Origin of the sequence: Microvirga massiliensis, assembly GCF_001006805.1 — a bacterium.
GTDB lineage: Bacteria > Pseudomonadota > Alphaproteobacteria > Rhizobiales > Beijerinckiaceae > Microvirga > Microvirga massiliensis.
Map to the genome: position 1 here is coordinate 160,615 of NZ_LN811351.1, position 18,736 is coordinate 179,350.

16 protein-coding genes and 1 pseudogene are annotated in these 18,736 nt (G+C 64.8%); 11 read left to right on the forward strand and 6 right to left on the reverse strand.

The features are described from left to right. Nucleotides 1–340, forward strand: a 340-nt coding sequence (locus BN1233_RS05895) for a cation:dicarboxylate symporter family transporter (protein WP_147707062.1), incomplete at its 5' end; no start/stop codon positions are given. A gap of 42 nt (nt 341–382) precedes the next feature. Here BN1233_RS05895 and BN1233_RS05900 read toward each other — a convergent pair. After that, nucleotides 383–1,927, reverse strand: coding sequence for an FAD-dependent oxidoreductase (locus BN1233_RS05900; protein WP_046862633.1), 1,545 nt, complete (start codon nt 1,925–1,927; stop codon nt 383–385). A gap of 281 nt (nt 1,928–2,208) precedes the next feature. On the opposite strand from BN1233_RS05900, the gene BN1233_RS05905 reads away from it, so the two are divergent. The 6 genes from BN1233_RS05905 (at nt 2,209) to BN1233_RS05930 (ending at nt 9,071) form a co-directional block, all read left to right on the forward strand. Beyond that, nucleotides 2,209–3,039 carry a universal stress protein gene (locus BN1233_RS05905; protein ID WP_147707003.1) on the forward strand — a complete coding sequence of 277 codons (831 nt, stop codon included), beginning with the start codon at nt 2,209–2,211 and terminating at the stop codon, nt 3,037–3,039. Between the two features lie 254 nt (nt 3,040–3,293). Next, complete coding sequence (gene tcuA / locus BN1233_RS05910) at nt 3,294–4,682, forward strand: FAD-dependent tricarballylate dehydrogenase TcuA (RefSeq protein ID WP_046863116.1); 1,389 nt, start codon at nt 3,294–3,296, stop codon at nt 4,680–4,682. After that, the gene (tcuB, locus tag BN1233_RS05915) at nt 4,669–5,826 is read left to right on the forward strand and encodes a tricarballylate utilization 4Fe-4S protein TcuB (protein WP_046862634.1); all 1,158 of its coding nucleotides are present in this window, start codon (nt 4,669–4,671) and stop codon (nt 5,824–5,826) included. The genes tcuA and tcuB overlap by 14 nt, the downstream gene beginning before the upstream one ends. 81 nt (nt 5,827–5,907) lie before the next feature. Then, nucleotides 5,908–6,873 (forward strand): Bug family tripartite tricarboxylate transporter substrate binding protein, encoded by a 966-nt coding sequence (locus BN1233_RS05920; protein WP_046862635.1) that lies wholly within the window; start codon nt 5,908–5,910, stop codon nt 6,871–6,873. 212 nt (nt 6,874–7,085) lie between these two features. Next, nucleotides 7,086–7,559, forward strand: coding sequence for a tripartite tricarboxylate transporter TctB family protein (locus BN1233_RS05925; RefSeq protein WP_046862636.1), 474 nt, complete (start codon nt 7,086–7,088; stop codon nt 7,557–7,559). Nucleotides 7,560–7,571: 12 nt separating this feature from the next. Further along, complete coding sequence (locus BN1233_RS05930; RefSeq protein WP_046862637.1) at nt 7,572–9,071, forward strand: tripartite tricarboxylate transporter permease; 1,500 nt, start codon at nt 7,572–7,574, stop codon at nt 9,069–9,071. A gap of 32 nt (nt 9,072–9,103) precedes the next feature. Here BN1233_RS05930 and BN1233_RS05935 read toward each other — a convergent pair whose 3' ends face one another. Continuing rightward, nucleotides 9,104–9,871, reverse strand: coding sequence for an SDR family NAD(P)-dependent oxidoreductase (locus BN1233_RS05935; RefSeq protein WP_046862638.1), 768 nt, complete (start codon nt 9,869–9,871; stop codon nt 9,104–9,106). Then, nucleotides 9,868–10,050, reverse strand: a complete 183-nt coding sequence (locus tag BN1233_RS46630) for a hypothetical protein (protein WP_147707005.1) — start codon at nt 10,048–10,050, stop codon at nt 9,868–9,870. Before BN1233_RS46630 ends, BN1233_RS05935 begins: the two co-directional genes overlap by 4 nt. A 204-nt stretch (nt 10,051–10,254) precedes the next feature. Between BN1233_RS46630 and BN1233_RS05945 the strand changes: the two genes are divergently transcribed. Then, entirely contained in the window at nt 10,255–10,698 is a 444-nt protein-coding gene (locus tag BN1233_RS05945) for a DoxX family protein (protein WP_046862639.1), read from the forward strand. Nucleotides 10,699–10,832: 134 nt separating this feature from the next. Here the strand turns inward: BN1233_RS05945 and treS are convergent. Next, nucleotides 10,833–12,569: pseudogene (gene treS / locus BN1233_RS05950) on the reverse strand (maltose alpha-D-glucosyltransferase); the annotation flags it as partial. Nucleotides 12,570–12,702: 133 nt separating this feature from the next. After that, entirely contained in the window at nt 12,703–14,583 is a 1,881-nt protein-coding gene (gene treZ, locus BN1233_RS05955; protein WP_046862640.1) for a malto-oligosyltrehalose trehalohydrolase, read from the reverse strand. Nucleotides 14,584–14,860: 277 nt separating this feature from the next. Between treZ and ykgO the strand changes: the two genes are divergently transcribed. The 3 genes from ykgO (at nt 14,861) to BN1233_RS05970 (ending at nt 16,889) form a co-directional block, all read left to right on the forward strand. Next, nucleotides 14,861–14,986 (forward strand): type B 50S ribosomal protein L36, encoded by a 126-nt coding sequence (gene ykgO, locus BN1233_RS05960; protein WP_046862641.1) that lies wholly within the window; start codon nt 14,861–14,863, stop codon nt 14,984–14,986. Nucleotides 14,987–15,063: 77 nt separating this feature from the next. Continuing rightward, nucleotides 15,064–15,663: a tetratricopeptide repeat protein gene (locus BN1233_RS05965; protein WP_046863119.1), complete on the forward strand. Its 600-nt coding sequence runs from the start codon at nt 15,064–15,066 to the stop codon at nt 15,661–15,663. 149 nt (nt 15,664–15,812) lie between these two features. Continuing rightward, complete coding sequence (locus BN1233_RS05970) at nt 15,813–16,889, forward strand: tartrate dehydrogenase (RefSeq protein ID WP_046863120.1); 1,077 nt, start codon at nt 15,813–15,815, stop codon at nt 16,887–16,889. Between the two features lie 260 nt (nt 16,890–17,149). Here the strand turns inward: BN1233_RS05970 and BN1233_RS05975 are convergent, their stop codons facing one another. Next, nucleotides 17,150–18,721 (reverse strand): GMC family oxidoreductase, encoded by a 1,572-nt coding sequence (locus tag BN1233_RS05975; RefSeq protein ID WP_046862642.1) that lies wholly within the window; start codon nt 18,719–18,721, stop codon nt 17,150–17,152. Nucleotides 18,722–18,736 lie beyond the last annotated feature (15 nt).

Genomic DNA, 18,736 nt, shown 5'->3' on the forward strand with positions numbered 1-18,736 from the left:
CGCGATCCTCCTGCTCACCTCCAAGGGCGCCGCCGGAGTGACGGGCTCCGGATTCATCGTGCTGGCCGCGACACTCGCAACCGTCGGCACGATCCCGGTGGCGAGCATCGCTCTGATTCTCGGGATCGACCGGTTCATGTCCGAGGCGCGGGCGCTCACCAACCTGATCGGCAATGGCCTTGCCACGGTCGTGGTCGCCAAGTGGGAAGGCGTGCTCGATGAAAACTGCCTCCATCGCGGGCTCAACCAGGAGACCGACCTCGAAGCCGACGAGCCCGAAGCCGTGAAGGTCGAGGAGGATGTCGTCGAAGCCGGTGGACTGCAGCCCCTTCGGGCTTGACGGAAGGCGCTCGCCTTTCGTCCTTGCGAGCCGCGGCACGCTTCACCCAGCGGGCATCGTATCCTTCTCCATGGCCTCCTCCGCGCGCAGAGCCTCGCGGTCGCGGCCGATTGTGGCGACCGCAAGGGTGCGACCGGATTTTCGGAATCGTGCGATGCAGTCCCGCCTCTCGACGCTGCCGTCAATCTCGATCTCGTCCCACTGCTGGGCGTGTCCGACATAACGGATCGAGAGGTCGTAATGCTTGCTCCAGAAGAACGGCACGGCGGTGTGACGCCGGCGCAGTCCCAGCATGTTGAAGGCGGCCGTCTGGCCGAGGCGCTCGGCGACGACCCAGTGCTCTACGCGAATGGCATCGCCCGTATGGGCGTCGGGCCAGCGCGCGATGTCGCCCGCCGCGAAGATGCCGGGTACGTTGGTCGCGAGGTATTGGTCCACGACCACGCCGTGATCGATCGCCAAGCCGCTGCGTTCGGCGATCTCGGTTCGCGGCGTCACGCCGATGCCGACCACCACGAGATCCGCATCGAGCTTGCTGCCTCCCTTCAGGGTCACGGTCGACGCGTCGATCGCCGTTGCGTTGTCTTCCAGATGGAAGGTGACGCCATGCTCCTCGTGAAGTGAGCGGATCAGGTCGCCGATCTCCGGCCCGAGTACCTTCTCCATCGGGTGGCGATCGGGCGCGACCACGTGCACCTCGATGTCGCGCGCCCGCAGCGCAGCCGCGGCCTCGAGGCCGATGAAGCTCGCGCCGAGGACAACGGCCCGGCGGGCGTCCTTCGCGTGCTCGATGATTGCCCGGCTGTCGTCGAGTGAGCGCAGGGTGAACACATGCGAGAGGTCGGCCCCGGGAATTGAAAGCTTTCTCGGCTCGGCGCCGGTGGCGAGGAGAAGCCGGTCGAACGGGAGTCGCTGCCCGTCCGCGCACAGCACGGCGCGCGCCTGCGTGTCGATGTGGTCGGCGCGGATCCCCAGCCGGAGGTCGATCCGATTGGCTTGGTAGAATTCCGGCGGACGGAGCGGGATCCACTCTTCGGGAGCCTCGCCCGCGAGATAGTCCTTCGACAGGTTCGGCCGGTCGTAAGGGGCTGCGTCGTCGGCACTCAGCAGCGTGAGCTCGCCGCCGAAGCCCTGGCGGCGCAGCATTTCCGCCGCTGCAAAACCGGCAGCACCGCCGCCGACGATCACGATGCGCTGCGGTTGCTCGGCGGGGAGAGGCCTCCTCGCCGGCCTCTCCTTCTCGTCCATCGGCCGGTTGCGGACGAAGACGGTGCCGTCGCGGCATTCCACGGGCCAGCACGAGATGGGATCGAAGGCCGGGGGACCGACGGCCTCGCCGGTGCGCAGGCTGAAGCATGCGTGGTGCCACGGACAGCGGATCGTGTCGCCGACCACGATTCCTTTGCCGAGCGGGCCCATATAGTGCGTGCACGTCGCGCCGACCGCGAAGATCTCCTCGCCGGACCTTGCCAGGACCACGGCTTCGTCACCGACATGCCCGACGAGCAGGCCGTTCTCCGGGATCGATGTCAGCGGCACTCCCTGCGTCAGATCCGGACCTTCCTGCTTGGATTGCTCTTCGGCCATGACACCCTCCCATCGGAGCGATGCGCGTCCGCCCGCTCGCAGGCTGCACGATAACGTGAGATGTCGCTGGCGTCCGGAACGTTCCCGGCCCGGTCGGAAACCTTTGCCGACGTCCTGCCCCCAGCGGCCGATCCGGCAGCCCAGGTGCGGATCCGTGCATGGGCGATGGCCGCCGCGCGGCGCTCGATCTTTTCCGAAAGGGCGGGAAGGCTGCTAAGGTTCGGCATCCGGCCACACGTGAGGGTACTGCTCCTTCGGTCGGCGCCATGGGGGAGAGATCCGTGAAGCTGCATGACATCGTCACGCATTCAACCTTGCAGGCAGACGGTGCCCTCGATTGTGGGACCGCCTTCGCGATCTCGCTCGCGCAACGCCATCAGGCGCTTCTCACGGCTCTCGTCTACGAAGTCAGGCTCATGCTCCGAACGGAGGACGAGCGGGAGGAGGCTCGGCTTGAGGCTGAAAGGGCGAGGATCAGGGCCGAGGCCGAACGCGCAGCGGCAGCCGTCGAGGCAGCCGCGGCGCACGCCGGCATCGCGCACGACGTGATCGTCGAGCAGCCGTCCGCGTTCGGCATCGGCGAGGTGCTCGCCGATTACGCCCGCGTCCGCGACCTGGCCGTGGTCGGCGTGAGCGGGATCCTCGACGGCGATGCCCGCCTCCTTGCGGAAACCGTGCTGTTCGGGGCCGGACGTCCCCTGGTCCTCGTCCCGGAGACGTCGCGGTCCTTCGCCGGTCATCGCATTATGATCGCCTGGGACGCGACGCCGGCCGTCGTGCATGCGATCGCCGGAGCGATGCCGCTGCTTCAGGCGGCTCGCGAGGTCATTGTCGTCACGGTCACGGACGACAAGTCTTTCCGCCGGGGTCAATCGGGCGTCGAGCTGTGCCGGCATCTCGGGCGGCACGGGATCGCCGCGACGTTCGAGGCCGTGGAGCGACAGGAGCGGCTGGTCGCCGACGTGCTTCGAGAGGCCGGAACTGCCTATGGCATCGACCTTCTCGTGATGGGCGGCTACGCCCATTCGACCCTCAGGGGGCTCATCTTCGGCAGCGCGACCCGCGGAATTCTCGAACGCCCGCTCACGGGCCCGATTCTGATGGCGCATTGATGAGGCTCAGGGGGTCTATTCGCTCATCCCGGCCGGGTGGCTGAGGCAATGCCAAGCCACCCGACTCCAAGGCTTCCGGTCAAGGTTGATCGGCTCAAGGTTTGCATATTTCTGTATACAATGGTACGCAATCTCGGTAATTCGCCTGTGGATCGGTGGCCAGCCCGGTCCGTTCTCGGGAAATCAGGATGCGCGTTCAACCAGCCCTTTCGGCCTCGCCGGCCGTTGCGCAGGTCACCCCGACGACGGTCGACCTGACGCGCCGTTATGACGTTCTGGTGGTCGGCGGAGGTAACGCCGCCCTCTGCGCGGCCATCAGCGCCCGTCGCTCCGGAGCCTCCGTCCTCGTGCTCGAGGCCGCGCCCAAATTCTATCGCGGCGGCAATACACGGCACACGCGCAACATGCGCTGCGCCCACGATTCCGCGACCGAGATCCTGACAGGGCCCTATACCGAAGACGAGTTCTGGGAGGATCTCCTGCGCGTGACCGGCGGCCAGACCGACGAGGAACTGGCCCGCTTCATGATCCGCGAGTCGAAGGAGATCCTGCACTGGATCGTCGAGCAGGGCGTGCGCTGGCAGCCGTCGCTGGGCGGCACGCTGAGCCTCGGGCGGACGAACTCCTTCTTTCTCGGCGGCGGCCGCGCGATGTTGAACGCGCTCTACCTCACGGCGGAGCGGCTCGGCGTCGAGGTCGTCTACGACGCCGAGGTCGTCGACCTCGACATCCAGGACGGCACCTTCGTCTCGGCTCGGGTCATGCATGCCGGTAGCGCAGTCGACGTGCGCGCCGCGTCCCTCGTCGCGGCGGCAGGCGGCTTCGAGGCCAATATCGAATGGCTGAAGGAGCACTGGGGCGAGGCAGCCGAAAACTTCCTGATCCGCGGCACCCCGTATAACCGCGGCTCGATGCTCAAGCTCCTCCTCGACAAGGGCGTGAAGCCGGTCGGGGATCCCACGCAATGCCATGCGGTCGCCATCGATGCCCGCGCCCCGAAATTCGACGGCGGCATCATCACCCGCCTCGACTGCGTCGTCTTCGGCATCGTGGTGAACAAGAACGCCCAGCGCTTCTATGACGAGGGCGAGGACATCTGGCCGAAGCGCTACGCCATCTGGGGGCGCCTCGTGGCCGCGCAGCCCGACCAGATCGCCTACATCATCTTCGACGCGCCCTCGCTCGAGCTGTTCATGCCGTCGCTCTATCCGCCGGTCCGGGCGGACACGATCCCGGAGCTCGCGGGCAAGCTCGGCCTCTCGCCAGAGGCTCTGCAGGAGACCGTCGAAACCTTCAACCGAGCGGTCCGGCCCGGCACCTTCGATCACACGATCCTGGACGATTGCCGAACGGAAGGGCTGACCCCGCCGAAGAGCCACTGGGCGCGGGCGATCCGGACGGCCCCCTTCTACGCCTATCCGGTCCGGCCGGGCATCACCTTCACGTATCTCGGCACGCGGGTGAACCGGGACGCTCGCATGATCATGGCCGACGACCGGCCGGCCGCGAACATGTTCAGCGCCGGCGAGATCATGGCCGGCAACGTGCTCGGGAAAGGCTATGCCGCCGGGATCGGCATGACGATCGGCAGTGTTTTCGGACGGATTGCGGGACGGGAGGCCGCACGCAATGCACGCAACTGAGGCTCTGGAGGAAGCCGACCGTCTGATGACGGTCTGCAATGCATGCCGTTACTGTGAGGGACTCTGTGCCGTCTTCCCGGCAATGGAGATGCGGCGCTCGTTCGCGGATGGCGACCTCAACTATCTGGCCAATCTCTGCCATGCCTGCGGGGCCTGCTATGCGGATTGCCAGTTCTCGCCGCCGCACGAGTTCAACGTCAACGTCCCGCAGACGCTCGCGAAGGTCCGCAACGACTCCTACAAGATGTATGTCTGGCCGCGAGCCCTGGCCCCGCTCTTCGAGCGCAACGGCCTCGCGATCAGCCTCGTTACGGCTCTGAGTGTCGGCGTGTTCATCTTCGGGATGATGGCCTTCAACGATCCGGCCGTGATGTTCGGGGTACAGACCGGGCCGGGCGCGTTCTACCGGCTGATGTCCCACAATGCGATGGCGAGCATCTTCGGCGCTGCTTTCTTCTTCGCGATCGCAGCAATGATCATGGGCTTCCGCGTGTTCTGGTACGATATCGGGGAGACGCGGGCGACGCTCGCCAATCATGTCTCGGTCTGGCAGGCCGTGAAGGATACCCTGACGCTGCGTTATCTCGATGGCGGCGGTCCCGGTTGCATGAACGAGGACGAGCGCCCGACGGACCGGCGCCGCCTCTATCACCATTTCACCTTCTACGGGTTCTTCCTCTGCGTGGCCGCGACGAGCACCGCGACCGTCTATCATTATCTCCTCGGCCGTGTGGCTCCCTATCCCTGGTACGACTTGCCTGTAATACTCGGCACCATAGGAGGGATCGGGCTCATCGTCGGGCCTGCGGGTCTCATGTGGGCGAAGGTCCGGCGCGATCCGGCCTTGAGGGACGAAAGCGGGCGCGGGATGGAGATGGCCTTCACGGTGATGCTGTTCCTGGTGAGCCTCACCGGCCTGCTGCTTCTCGTCTTGAGGGCGACGCCCGCCATGGGGACGCTGCTCGCGCTCCACTTGGGGTTCGTGTTCGGTTTCTTCATCACCATGCCGTACAGCAAGCTCGTGCACGGTGTATATCGCTTCGGGGCGCTTATCCGATATGCCAAGGAGAGAAGGGCACTCCACGAGCCCACACCGTCGAAAGCCCGGGCCCTCGCGCTCCCTGATCCGGCCCCAGGGAAATAGTGATCCTGTCCAACCAATCCCCTCGGGGAGACGAGAAGCCCGGCTCCATCACACCGGGCAACCACAAGAAGGAACCGCTTGATGAGGTTTACACGCAGAACTCTGGTCGGCTTGGCGATGATGGCAGGTGCGGCGCTGCCGACGGCGGCTTTCGCGCAGGCGCAGAGCCTCAAGATCATGGCGCCGGCTGCGCCGGGCGGCGGCTGGGACCAGACGGCCCGTTCCGTCGGACAGGCTCTCACCGAGGCGGGCCTTGCGAAATCCGTGCAGGTCACGAACGTCCCGGGCGCCGGGGGCACCATCGGCATCGCCCAGTTCGTGAACAGCGCGAAGGGTGACCCGACGCAATTGATGGCGAGTGGCTACGTGATGGTCGGCGCCATCATCACGAACAAGGCGCCCGTCACGCTTGATCAGGTGACGCCCATCGCGCGCTTGACCGGCGAGTGGCAGGCCATCGCCGTACCCGCCGACTCTCCGATCAAGACGATGCAGGAGCTGGCGGCCCAGATCAAAGCCGATCCCGCGAAGGTGAGCTGGGCCGGCGGCTCGGCCGGCGGACCCGACCATATCCTCGCGGCGCTGATCACGAAGGAAGTCGGCGCCGACCCGAGCAAGACCAATTACATCGCCTTCTCAGGGGGAGGGGAGTCGCTCGGCGCGATCCTCGGAGGCAAGGTCACGGCCGGCATCAACTCGCTCGGCGAGCTCACCAGCCAGGTCAAGGCCGGCAAGCTTCGCCTCTTGGCCGTCTCGTCGCCGAACCGCCTGCCCGACATCGACGCTCCCACTTTGAAGGAAAGCGGGATCAGCATCGAACTCTCGAACTGGCGCATGATCGTCGCACCGCCCGGCATCACGGCCGAAGACAAGACCCGCCTGACGAAGATGTTCGAAGATCTCGTGAAGTCGGATCCTTGGAAGACCGTGCTCAAGACCCGCGGTTGGGATGATATCTTCCTTGCCGGGCCTGCGCTCGAAGAATTCGTGAAGACGGAGCAGACGAGAACCGCTGCGGTCTTGAAAGACGTCGGCCTCGTGAAGTAAGGCACGCCTGCCGCCGGCCGGCGGGGACCCGCAACGCGCGTTCCTGCCGGCCGCAAGCATTACGGCGGGCTGATAGTACGGTGCTGCCGGATTTCGGACAGGGCAGCACTCTCCCCTGCCGCTTTTCGCGTCGACATGTGGCGGACCCTCGTGGCCTGCGGGAGAACTCCGCCGATGCGGTTTCGCCGCCGTGTCGAGACCGGGAGACTAGGATGAATCCAAAGCCGGGAACACGCATCGACGTCGGTGGCGTCGTGATTGCGCTCATCATTCTGCTCCTGTCGGCTCTGGTCTGGTGGGATATGTCGAACCTCTCCCTAGGGGCGACCTATGGAGTCGGCCCGAAAGCCATGCCGGGGGTTGTGAGCGTCGGCTTGGCGATTCTGGCCGCGGCCAATCTCGTTCAGGCGCTGCGCGGGGAGTTGCCGCACCGGGAGGTGGGCGACATGCGCGCCATCCTGCTCATCCTCGGCGGACTCGCCGCTCTGATGACGCTGATCGCGATCGGCGGCGGCTTCATCATCGGCACCGCGATCCTCTTCGCGGCGACGGCGCGTGCGTTCGGCCGCAATGCCTTTTTCACCGATCTCGCGATCGGATTCGTGCTTGGCGTCGTGGCCTATGTCCTCTTCGCCAAGTTGCTCTCCCTGTCGTTGCCGATGGGCCCTCTCGAGCACCTGATCTGACGGAGCATTCCAGTGGACGCGTTCGTCTCCCTGGCCCACGGCCTGAGCATTGCCATCCAGCCGATGAGCCTGCTGTTCGCCCTCATCGGCGTGCTGCTCGGCACCGCGGTCGGGGTTCTGCCGGGCATCGGCCCGGCTCTCACGGTCGCTCTCCTGCTGCCGGTCACCTACAAGCTCGATCCCGGCGGCTCGCTGATCATGTTCGCGGGCATCTATTACGGCGGCATGTATGGCGGCTCGACCACGGCCATCCTGATCAACACGCCAGGGGAAAGCGCCTCGATGGCGACCGCCCTCGAGGGCAACAAGATGGCCAAGGCCGGACGTGGCGGTCCGGCGCTCGCCACCTCGGCGATCGGCTCCTTCGTGGCCGGAACGCTGGCGACGCTGGGGCTCGCCTTCCTGGCGCCGTATCTCGTCGAATTCGCGGTGCAGTTCGGCCCGGAGGACTACTTCGCCCTGATGTGCGTCGCCTTCGTGACCGTCTCGGCCACCTTCGGGGCCTCACCCGTGCGCGGCCTGACCAGCCTTTTCATCGGGCTCTTGCTCGGCCTCGTCGGCATCGACCTCCTGACCGGCCAGGCTCGCCTTACCTTCGGGGTGCCGGAACTCCTCGACGGCGTCGAGATCACGACCTTGGCGGTTGGCCTCTTTGCGGTAGGTGAGGCGCTCTATGTCGCCTCACGCCGACACATCGAGGAGGAAAAGCTCGAGCCCGTCCGCGGCTCGCTGTGGATGACGAAAGAGGACTGGAAACGCTCCTGGAAACCCTGGCTGCGCGGCTTCGCCTTCGGCTTCCCGATCGGAGCTCTGCCCGCTGGAGGCGCAGAGATTCCGACCTTTCTCTCCTATTCGGCGGAGAAGAAACTGACGAAATATCCGGAGGAATTCGGGAAGGGCGCCATCGAGGGCGTGGCCGGTCCGGAGGCCGCCAACAACGCCTCGGCGGCCGGTACCCTGGTCCCTCTGCTGACGCTCGGCCTGCCGACCTCGGCGACGGCTGCCATGATGCTCGCCGGGTTCCAGCAATACGGCCTCAATCCCGGCCCATTACTCTTCGCGGAGCGGCCGGATCTCGTGTGGGGCCTGATCGCGAGCCTGTTCATCGCGAACATCATGCTGCTCGTGCTGAACCTGCCGCTGGTCGGGCTGTGGGTGCGCCTGCTCGCGATTCCGCAGCCCTGGCTCTATGCCGGCATTCTCGTATTCGCCACGATGGGCACGATCGCAGCGAATCCGTCCGTCGTCGAGCTCGGGATGCTGACCACCTTTGGCGTGATGGGTTACCTGATGCGCCGCTACGATTTCCCGATCGCGCCGGTGGTCGTCGGCCTGATCCTCGGCCCAGTCGCCGAGAGTCAGTTCAGACGCGCGCTCTCGATCAGCCTCGGTGATCCGCTGGTGCTCGTCCAGAGCCCGATCTCGGCGACGCTCCTGGGGATTGCGCTGATTGCTCTCGTGGCGCCGTTCGTGATGCGCGGGTTGAACCGGTTCCAGGCTGTCGAGGATTGAGGCTAAGGCTGCGCGGGTGCTGCCGGCCTTGCCTACTGAGCCAGGAACCCTCCGTCGACGGGCAGAATATGCCCCGTCGTCATGGATGCCATCGGGCTCGCGAGGAACAGGATCGCCGCCGCAACCTCCTCGGGTTCCGCGATGCGCCCGAGCGGCATCAGAGCCGTGATGCGCCCGAAGGCCTCCTCGTTTTTCGTCAGCTCGCCGATGAACGCAGTGCGCACCCAGGTTGGTGCGACCCCGTTCACCCGAATGCTGGCAGGGGCAAGTTCGACGGCGAGCGCTCGGGTCAGGTTAACGAGCGCACCCTTGCTCGCCTGGTAGGCAGGATTGGGATAGGGCCCCCCGCCCGAAAATCCCATGATGGAGGCGACGTTGACGATCGTGCCGCTGCGGCGCGGCACCATGCGTCGCGCCGCTTCCCGGGCGCAGAGGAATGCGCCCGTGACGTTCACGTCGAAGACCCGATTCCACTCCTCGAGGGAAATCTCCGTCACGCCCTTGCGGATCGAGAGGCCGGCATTGTTGACGAGGATGTCGGGAGCGCCATGCGTTGCAGTGACCGACTCGAAAGTCTCTGCGACCGCTTTCTCGTCCGTGACGTCCAGAGCCGCCGCGTCAGCCCGGTAACCGTCGGCTTTCAGTGTCGCAACGAGATCGCCGGCGGATGCGTCATCGCGATCGGCGGCAATGACGATGGCGCCTTGCTCGGCCAGTGCGCGGCAGGTCGCGGCGCCGATGCCGCCGCCCGCGCCCGTGACGATGGCGACCTTGCCGGTGAGATCGAGGGCCCGTGTCATGACGAGATGTGCTCCGGATCGCCTGTGGAGAGATAATCCCACATCCGCTCCCGGATGCGGCCCGACCAGGTCGCGCGTTCCTGCGCCTGCTCGGGCCCGATCAATCCCACATCCTCCAGGCCAGCCGCAAGGCAGTCGAGTTCAACCCAGGCATCATCCTCGACATACCAGGTGAGCACGACCGCCTCTTTCAGGCTTCCGCCCGCCGTCAGGCAGGAACCCTGAACCGAGACAAGAGATTCGGCCGTGGTCGCTGAGTCAGCTCGACAAGCGACCCCGGTAAAGCCCGGATGCACCGGGGGAGCCATGTGCGCTAGCGCACATCAATTGCTGCGTTGCAACATAGGGTCCTGGGAGATAGCCCTCACTTACCGGAGACTCTCATGATGACCCGCACAAACGATGCGGCGCTGCTTCTCGGGCGCCTCGCGATTGCAGCCCTCTTTCTGCCTGCGGGCATCAGCAAGCTGTCCAACCTCGGTGGCTTCGCGGCCTCGCTGGCCGGGAAAGGCCTACCCTACCCGGATCTGCTGGCGCTCCTTGGAGCAGGTGCGGAGGTCATCGGCCCCGTTGCGCTAATTCTCGGCGTCGCACCGCGCCTGACTGCGGTTCTGCTCGCCGGGTTTACGGTTGTCGCGACCCTTATCAGCCACAGCTTCTGGACTTATCCGGAAGCCCAGCAAGCCGCACAGCAGACGCAGTTCTTTAAGAATGCCGCCATCACGGGAGGTCTGCTGTTTTACTACGTGAGCGGTGCAGGATCCCTCAGCCTCCCTGAGATCCTGCGAGCCCGCGCGGTCACGAGAGAGGCGCCTGTGCAATCCTGAGCCCGCGCGCTGAAGAAGGACTCCGTTCCCAATCGCCACACCGGGTCTTCCCGAGAGGTCAGCCAAAAGGCTCATCGCTGGCGTGTCGAGTATCAGCCACTTGGGCGTTGCCCCTGGATCCGATCCTTCGCGGGCAGCTCTGGCCGATCCATCGCCTCCTGGGGATTGTCGCTCCGGGATCTTGCCTCCTCGGGCGAGAGGAGCCTGAGCCAATAGAAGGCGTGCCCACCCAGCGTGAGTGGGTACGGGGCGGCCTCGATCACCGGCATCAGGCAGCCGCCGAACAGATCGATGGGAATGCAGCCCGCAAGATCGGAGAGATCGAGCTGGACGGCTTGCATGGTCTCGGACAAGTTCGCGACGCAGAGAATCGTCTCCTCTCCAAAGCAGCGCAAATAGGCGAGCACCTTTCGGTTCTCAGGATGGAGAAACCGGAAATCTCCGCGTCCGAAGGCTTGGTGCGCATTGCGAACACGGATCACCCACCGCATCCAGTTCAGCAGAGAGGAACGGATTTTTTTCTGTACCTCGACATTGACGGCCTGATAGCCGAACAGAGGATCCATGACCGGAGGAAGATAGAGGGCGACGGTATCGGCCTTCGAAAACCCGGCATTCGAATCGGCAGACCACTGCATGGGCGTGCGCACGACGTCGCGATCACCCAAGAACGGATTGTCGCCCATCCCGATCTCGTCGCCGTAATAGAGAACCGGGGTGCCGGGCATCGAAAAGAGCAGGCTGTTGAGGAGCTCGATGCGCCTGCAATCCCCGTCGAGCAGAGTGGCGAGCCGCCGGCGGATGCCGAGATTAATCCGCAATCGGCGATGCGTGGCGTAGAACTGCCACATGTAATCGCGCTCGTCCTCCGTGACCATCTCGAGCGTCAGTTCGTCGTGGTTGCGCAGAAAGATCGCCCACTGGCAATTCTCCGGCAGGCGCATCGTGGACTCGACGACCTCGATGATCGGCGTGCTGTCTTCCTGTGCCACGGCGATGAACATCCGCGGCATCAGCGGGAAGTGAAAGGCCATGTGGCACTCGTCGCCGTTCCCGAAATACGGGAGTGTATCCTTCGGCATCTGGTTGGCTTCGGCGAGGAGCACGCAGTCCGGATTCCGCCGCTCGACCTCCGCGCGGATCATCTTCAGGACGCGATGCGTTTCGGGGACGTTCTCGCCATCGGTGCCTTCGCGCTCGATGAGGTAGGGCACGGCGTCGAGGCGGAACCCGTCCACGCCGAGATCGAGCCAGAAATTCAGGATGTTCTTCACCTCCCGGATCACGAGCGGATTGTCGAAATTCAGATCGGGCTGGTGTGAGTAGAAGCGGTGCCAGAAATAGGCCTTGGCGATCGGATCCCAGGTCCAGTTGGAGATCTCCGAGTCGATGAAGATGATGCGGGCCTCGTCGTATTCGTGCCCGGTCTCGCTCCAGACATAGAAATCGCGCTCGGGCGAGCCTTTCGGTGCGCGCCGGGCCCGCTGGAACCAGGGGTGCTGGTCGGAGGTGTGATTGACCACGAGCTCGATCAGCACACGAAGGCCCCGCGCATGCGCGGCCTCGACGAAGGTGCGGAAATCGTCGAGGGTGCCGTAGGCCGGATTGACGGCGCAATAATCGGAGATGTCGTAGCCGTCATCCTTCAGGGGTGAAGGGAAGAAGGGCAGTAGCCAGATCGCGCTGACGCCGAGATCCTCGATGTAGTCCAGTTTCTCGGTGAGGCCCGGGAAGTCACCGACGCCGTCGTTGTTCGAATCGAAGAAGGCCCGAACATGGGTCTGGTAGATGATCGCATCCTTGTACCAGAGCGTCGGGCGCCGCCTGTCGACCGTACGGGCGGCGATCCGGATGCGAGGATCGTCTTGCATGCGCCTCCTGTCTCGCGAAACTACACCTCGCGAAATCACACGTTGAGCAAAGTTCCTCATTCAAACAGCGAGACGCCGAATGCGTTCCCGTGAGCGGGGCGGCACGGAGCCTCCGGCCGATCCCGGCAAAGCATCATGTTCCTGCGTCGTCGCCCTTCTCGAATCTCTGCGCCGCCATGACGACGGCGGCGTGGCCCGGAAGGTGCCAGCCCGATTCCGTTTCGATGGGCGGCGTGCCGCTGCCGCCATAGGAGGGATGCTCGCTCGACCAGAGGACATACCAGAGTCTGTCTTCCGGCGGAGCAACGAGCGGGTCGGGAATGCTGCGAAGGTCGAGGTCCAAGCCGAGGTTCACGAGCAGGAGACGGTCATCTCCGGCATCGCCGAAGAAGCGGAGCACGAACGCCTCCGACCCCAGCACGGCGCCGTCGAGAGCTCCGGGCCGCTGCCGGGCGAAGGCGGAATGATCCCGTCGCAGCTTCAGGAGGTCGCGATGAAGCGCGACAGCCTCCACGTTCCGGTCGAATTCGGCCCAGTCCAGCCGGCAAGACTCGAACGTCTCGGGGCTCCGGGGATCCGCAAGGTGTTCGGACATCTCCTCCGAAGCGATATTCGGGAATTGGCTGAGGAACTCCTCGCGTCCCTTTCGGACAAGCCGCCCCAGTTCCGGCTTGTGGTCGGCGAAGTAGAGAAACGGTGTCGAAGCCCAGAACTCCTGCCCTTGAAAGAGCATCGGCGTGCCGGGCAGGAGCAGCATCAATGCCGTCATGGCGCGCGCTCGGCCGGGACTCGTGCGTTGGTGGAAGCGGCGCCCGCGTCCCGAATTGGCAATCTGATCATGATTCTGGACGAAGTTGACGAAGTGGGCAGGCGGAATGTCGAGCCCCGGCGTGCCGCGTCGCTTGCCTTGCCAACTGTAGATCTGCCCCTGGAACAGGTAGCCGTATTTGGCCGATGAGATGAATTCCTGCGGCGCACCGGCATGATCCGTGTAATAGGCCTGCCGACGACCCGTGAGTGCGACCATGGCCGAATGATGGAAGTCGTCGTTCCAGAGCGCATCGAGCCCGTAACCACCCTTCTCGGAAGGACGCACGAGATCCGTCAGCTGCGGCTCGTTCTCTCCGATCACGATGATCTCGCGGCCGGACGCCGCTTCCCGCGCGGCGCGTGTGAGCTCGGTAATGATGTGCTTCTGCGATGAATCATGAATGCTCTGCGTCGCATCGAGCCGCAGGCCATCGAAGTGGAACTCGTCGATCCAGTAGCGTGCGTTGCTGATGAAGAACTCGCGCACGCCTTCCGCATTCGGGCCGTCGAAGTTGATCGCTGCGCCCCACTCATTCTCGTAGCGGTCGGTGAAGTAGTCCGGCGTGAACTGGGCGAGATAGTTCCCGTCCGGCCCGAAATGATTGTAGACGACGTCCAGAATGACGCCAATGCCGAACTGGTGCGCCGCATCCACGAAGGCGCGCAGGTCGTCCGGAGAGCCGTAGCGTCCGGTTGGCGCGAAGAGGTCAACGCCGTCGTAACCCCAGCCGAACCGGCCCGGAAAATCGTTGACCGGCATCATCTCGATCAGCGTGATGCCGATCCCTTTCAGGTTCGGCAGCTTGTCGATCGCGGCGGTCCAGGTGCCCTCGGGCGTGAATGTCCCGACATGCATTTCGTAGATGACTTGACCCTGGAGCTTCGCGCCGCGCCAATTCCCGTCCCGCCAGGCATAGCGGGTTGAGTCGAGAACCTGGGATGGGCCGTGCGGCCCGTCCGGCTGAAACCGGGAGGCCGGGTCGGGGTAAAGGGTCTCATCCGTGTCGAGGCGGAAGCGGTAAGGTGTGCCGGTCCGCGCGTTGGGCACGACGCCGGAGAAATGGCCCGTCGGCTCACGGTCGAGAGGGTGCTCGGTTCCGTCTTCCAGAACCACGGCAACGGTATCGCGGGACGGCGCCCAGACCCGGAATGAGGTACCGTTCTCCGTGGGCTCGGCGCCGATCGGATAGCGCCGCCGAAGCATTTCTCTCTCACGCAAAATTCCCGACATTGATCCTACACCCTGCGCTCGTCGCCGGGTTTCAACCAGAACGGCCCAGGCGGGTTCCGACACACGCCACCCCGGCTCACTGCTACGCTTCTGCACGCGCAGGGGTTGCCTTGGAGCAGGTTTTCTGCCAGAAGCGCCCATCCTCGCGGAACGATGTCCTGCCATCGCCGGGTCGGTCGCCCGACCCTCGCCGCGCTCACTCATTGCCTTTTCACCGGTCTGCCCCGGCAGGCCGAAGGAGACCGGACCGATGAAGATCCGCAACTCGCTGAAGTCGCTGCGCGCCCGCCATCGCGACAATCAGCTCGTGCGCCGCAAGGGCCGCATCTACATCATCAACAAGACCCAGAAGCGCTACAAGGCCCGCCAGGGCTGAGCCCCTCTGCGGCCGGACGATCGGCCGCACGGCAGCGTGATTTGACGGCGCATGCCCGGATCATAAATGATCCGGGCATGCGCCTTTTTGCGTCCAGTTTCCTCGCGGCCGCCCTGATGTCCTCCGGGGCGCTCGCACAGGCTGTACCGGCTCCTGAGACGGCCGGGCCCAAGGCCGAGGCGCCCGACAATCCCGCGCGCTCCAGTCTGGAGGATCTGTTCGACCGGCTCGGCAAGGCGACGGACGAGACCGAGGCGCAGGGCATCGCGCGGCTGATCGAGCGGCGCTGGGGTCGATCCGGATCGGACACCGCGGACCTGCTGATGAGCCGCGCAACCGAGGCCATGCACCGCAAGGACTACCCGCTCGCCGTCGAACTGCTCGATCGCGTGCTCGTGCTCCAGCCCGGCTGGGCTGAGGCCTGGTATCGCCGGGCCAACGTCTTCTACATGCTCGACGACCCTGTGAGCGCGATCGCGGATATTCGTGAGGCCGTGCACCTGGAGCCTCGGCACTTCGGAGCCTGGACGGGCCTCGGGCACATTCTCATGTCGTCCGACGACAAGACCCGGGCGCTCGAGGCTTATCGCCGGGCCCTGACGATCTACCCGCAGCTCTCGACGGTCCAGGATCTCGTGAAGCGGCTCGCGCCGGAGGTCGACGGCCTCGATCTGTAACCGGTAGCCTCTCTTCCCACCAATTCTCGGTCTGTCGGACTGGCCGGAGGTGAGGCGCTCGACGACCCGCGAGCTCCTTCGCGGAGGGCCTCGGTGGCGCGAATGGCAGCAATGATGCGATGATGCTCCAACTCAAAGGAGGGGCTCTCATGCGTTCGCACAAGGTTGCAGTCATCGGTGGCGACGGGATCGGTCCGGAGGTCGTGGAAGCGGGATGCCGCGTGCTCGACGCCATTGCTGCCGATGATGGCGGATTCGGATTCGCGTTCGAGCATTTCGACTGGGGCTCGGACTATTACCGAAAACACGGCCGCATGATGCCCGAGGACGGGCTGCAGCAGCTCGAAGGTTTCAATGCGATCTATTTCGGGTCGGTCGGCGACCCGAATCTTCCCGATGACGTGACGCTCTGGGGGTTGCGCCTCGCAATCTGCCAGGGCTTCGATCAATACGCCAATGTGCGCCCGACTCGCCTCCTGCCGGGAATCGGCGGACCGCTCCGCCCGGATCTCGGTGCGCAGATCGATTGGGTGATCGTTCGCGAGAATTCGGAGGGCGAATATGCCGGTGTCGGCGGGCGCGCCCATCGGGGCCTGCCGATCGAGGTCGGAATGGACGTGGCGGTGTTCACGCGCGCCGGCGTCGAGCGGATCGCACGCTTTGCCTGCGATCTCGCGCGTTCACGCCCTCGCCGGCATCTCACGATCGTCACGAAGTCCAATGCACAGCGCCACGGCATGGTGTTCTGGGACGATATCTGCCGCACGGTCATCCGCGACTATCCCGACGTCACGGTCGACTGGATGCTCGTCGATGCCATGACGCAGCGCATGGTGCTGAAGCCAGGCACTATCGACACCGTCCTGGCCACGAATCTCCACGCCGACATTCTCTCCGATCTCGCAGCCGCCCTGGCCGGCAGCCTCGGCATCGGCGCGACGGCGAATATCGATCCGAGCCGGAAGCGCCCGTCGATGTTCGAGCCTATCCACGGATCGGCCTTCGACATCACCGGCAAAGGAATCGCAAATCCACTCGGCGCGTTCTGGACGGCGACGATGATGCTCGATCATCTCGGAGAGACGCGCGCCGCAGAACGTCTGATGCAGGCGATCGAGACGGTTACGTCACGGGGCGATACGCTTTCGCCCGATCTCGGTGGACGCGCCACGACCGCGGAGGTGACGGATGCAGTGATCGGTGCAATCACGGGTGCGAATGCCTGAGGGTGTCAGGCATTGCGTTCCGTTGTTGGGTGCAGTGTTATGCGATATTTCCAGGTGTAGCGCCGCCACCCCCCACCGCCCCTTCGGGGTGAACGTTTCCGTAGAGGGAGAGGTCGCCCCGATTTGGCAGAACGAACCCAAAAGTGATGTGTTCGCAGTGACATGTCTTCACTTTTCCCCTTGTGGGAGAGGTCGTCCCAAAGAGGTGGGTGAGGGGTGAACCGCTGCCCTGGTCCGGGTACACATCTCTTACAGCGCACTCAAAACGTCCTCTGGTTCATCTGCTGCTCGATATACTCCGCCTGCCGGATCGCCAGGGCGACGATCGTGAGCGTTGGGTTCTCGGCGCCGCCGGTGGTGAACTGGCTTCCGTCGGAGATGAACAGGTTGGGGATGTCGTGTGTCTGGCCCCACTTGTTCACGACCCCGTCCCGCGGGTTTTCGCTCATCCGGTTCGTCCCGAGATTGTGAGTCGAGGGATAGGGCGTCGTCGGGAAGGTGCGGGTTGCATCGACGGCGTGATAGATTGCCATGCCCTGCTTGTAGGCGTGGTTGCGCATCGCGACGTCATTCGGGTGATCGGAGAAGTGCACGTTCGGCACGGGCATGCCGAACTCGTCTTTGAGACTCGGATGAAGCGTGATGCGGTTCGATTCCTGCGGCATGTCCTCGCCGACGATCCACATCCCGGCCATGTTCTCGTAAGCGTCGAGTGCAGTCGTGAACTCACGGCCCCAGGCGCCAGGATCCAGGAAAGCCGCCATGAAGGGGATTCCGAGCGACAAGGTCTCGAACTCGTATCCCCCGACGAAGCCGCGGGACGGCTCGTGCTTGGCCTCGTCCTGCACGACGCCCGCCATCGTCGTTCCGCGCCACATGCGCACCGGCTTTTCGAACACCGCATAGACCGAGCCGGTCATGTGCCGCATGTAGTTCCTGCCGACCTGGCCGGATGAATTGGCAAGCCCGTCCGGGAATTTGGCCGAGGCGGAGTTGAGCAGGAGGCGCGGGCTCTCGATGGCGTTTCCAGCAACAGCGACCATTCGCGCCTTCTGGCGCTGGAGGTTGCCGTCCTTGTCCGCATAGACGACCCCGGTGACCTTGCCGGATGGATCGTGCTCGATCCGGAGGACCTGCGAATTAGGCCGGACCTCGAGATTACCGGTGTCCTCACCCTTCGGGATCTCGGCATAGAGCGTCGACCATTTCGCGCCGAACTTGCACCCCTGGAAGCAGAAGCCCGTTTGCTGGCAGCCTGGACGGCCGTCCCGTTCCTGCGAGTTGATGGCCATCCGGCCGGTATGGACCTCGCGGTAGCCGAGCTTCTTCGCGCCCGCCTCGAGGACCTTGTAGTTGTTGTTGCCCGGCAGGCCGGGAATCCCGTTCGTGCGCGTGACGCCCATCCGGTCCTCGGCCCTTTCGTAATAGGGCTCGAGATCCTTCAGGCTGATCGGCCAATCCAGGAGGTTCGCACCCTTCACGTCGCCGTAGACGCTGCGGGTCTTGAACTCGTGTTCCTGGAACCGCAGCGACGCGCCGGCCCAATGGGTCGTCGAACCGCCGACCGCCTTCACGATCCAGGCCGGCAGGTTCGCGAAGTCCTTCGCGACCCGCCAGTCGCCCGAGGTCGTGCGCATGTCCTTCCAGGCGAGCTGGGCGAAGGAGGCCCATTCGTCGTTGACGAAATCCTCGATCTCGTGCCGTCCGCCGGCTTCGAGGATCACCGTCCTGATACCCTTGAGAGCGAGTTCCGTGCCGAGCGTTCCGCCGCCCGCACCGGATCCGATGATTACGACAACGCTTTCGTCGGTGAGTTGGAATTGGGCTGCCATGGCGTCGTCCTCCCC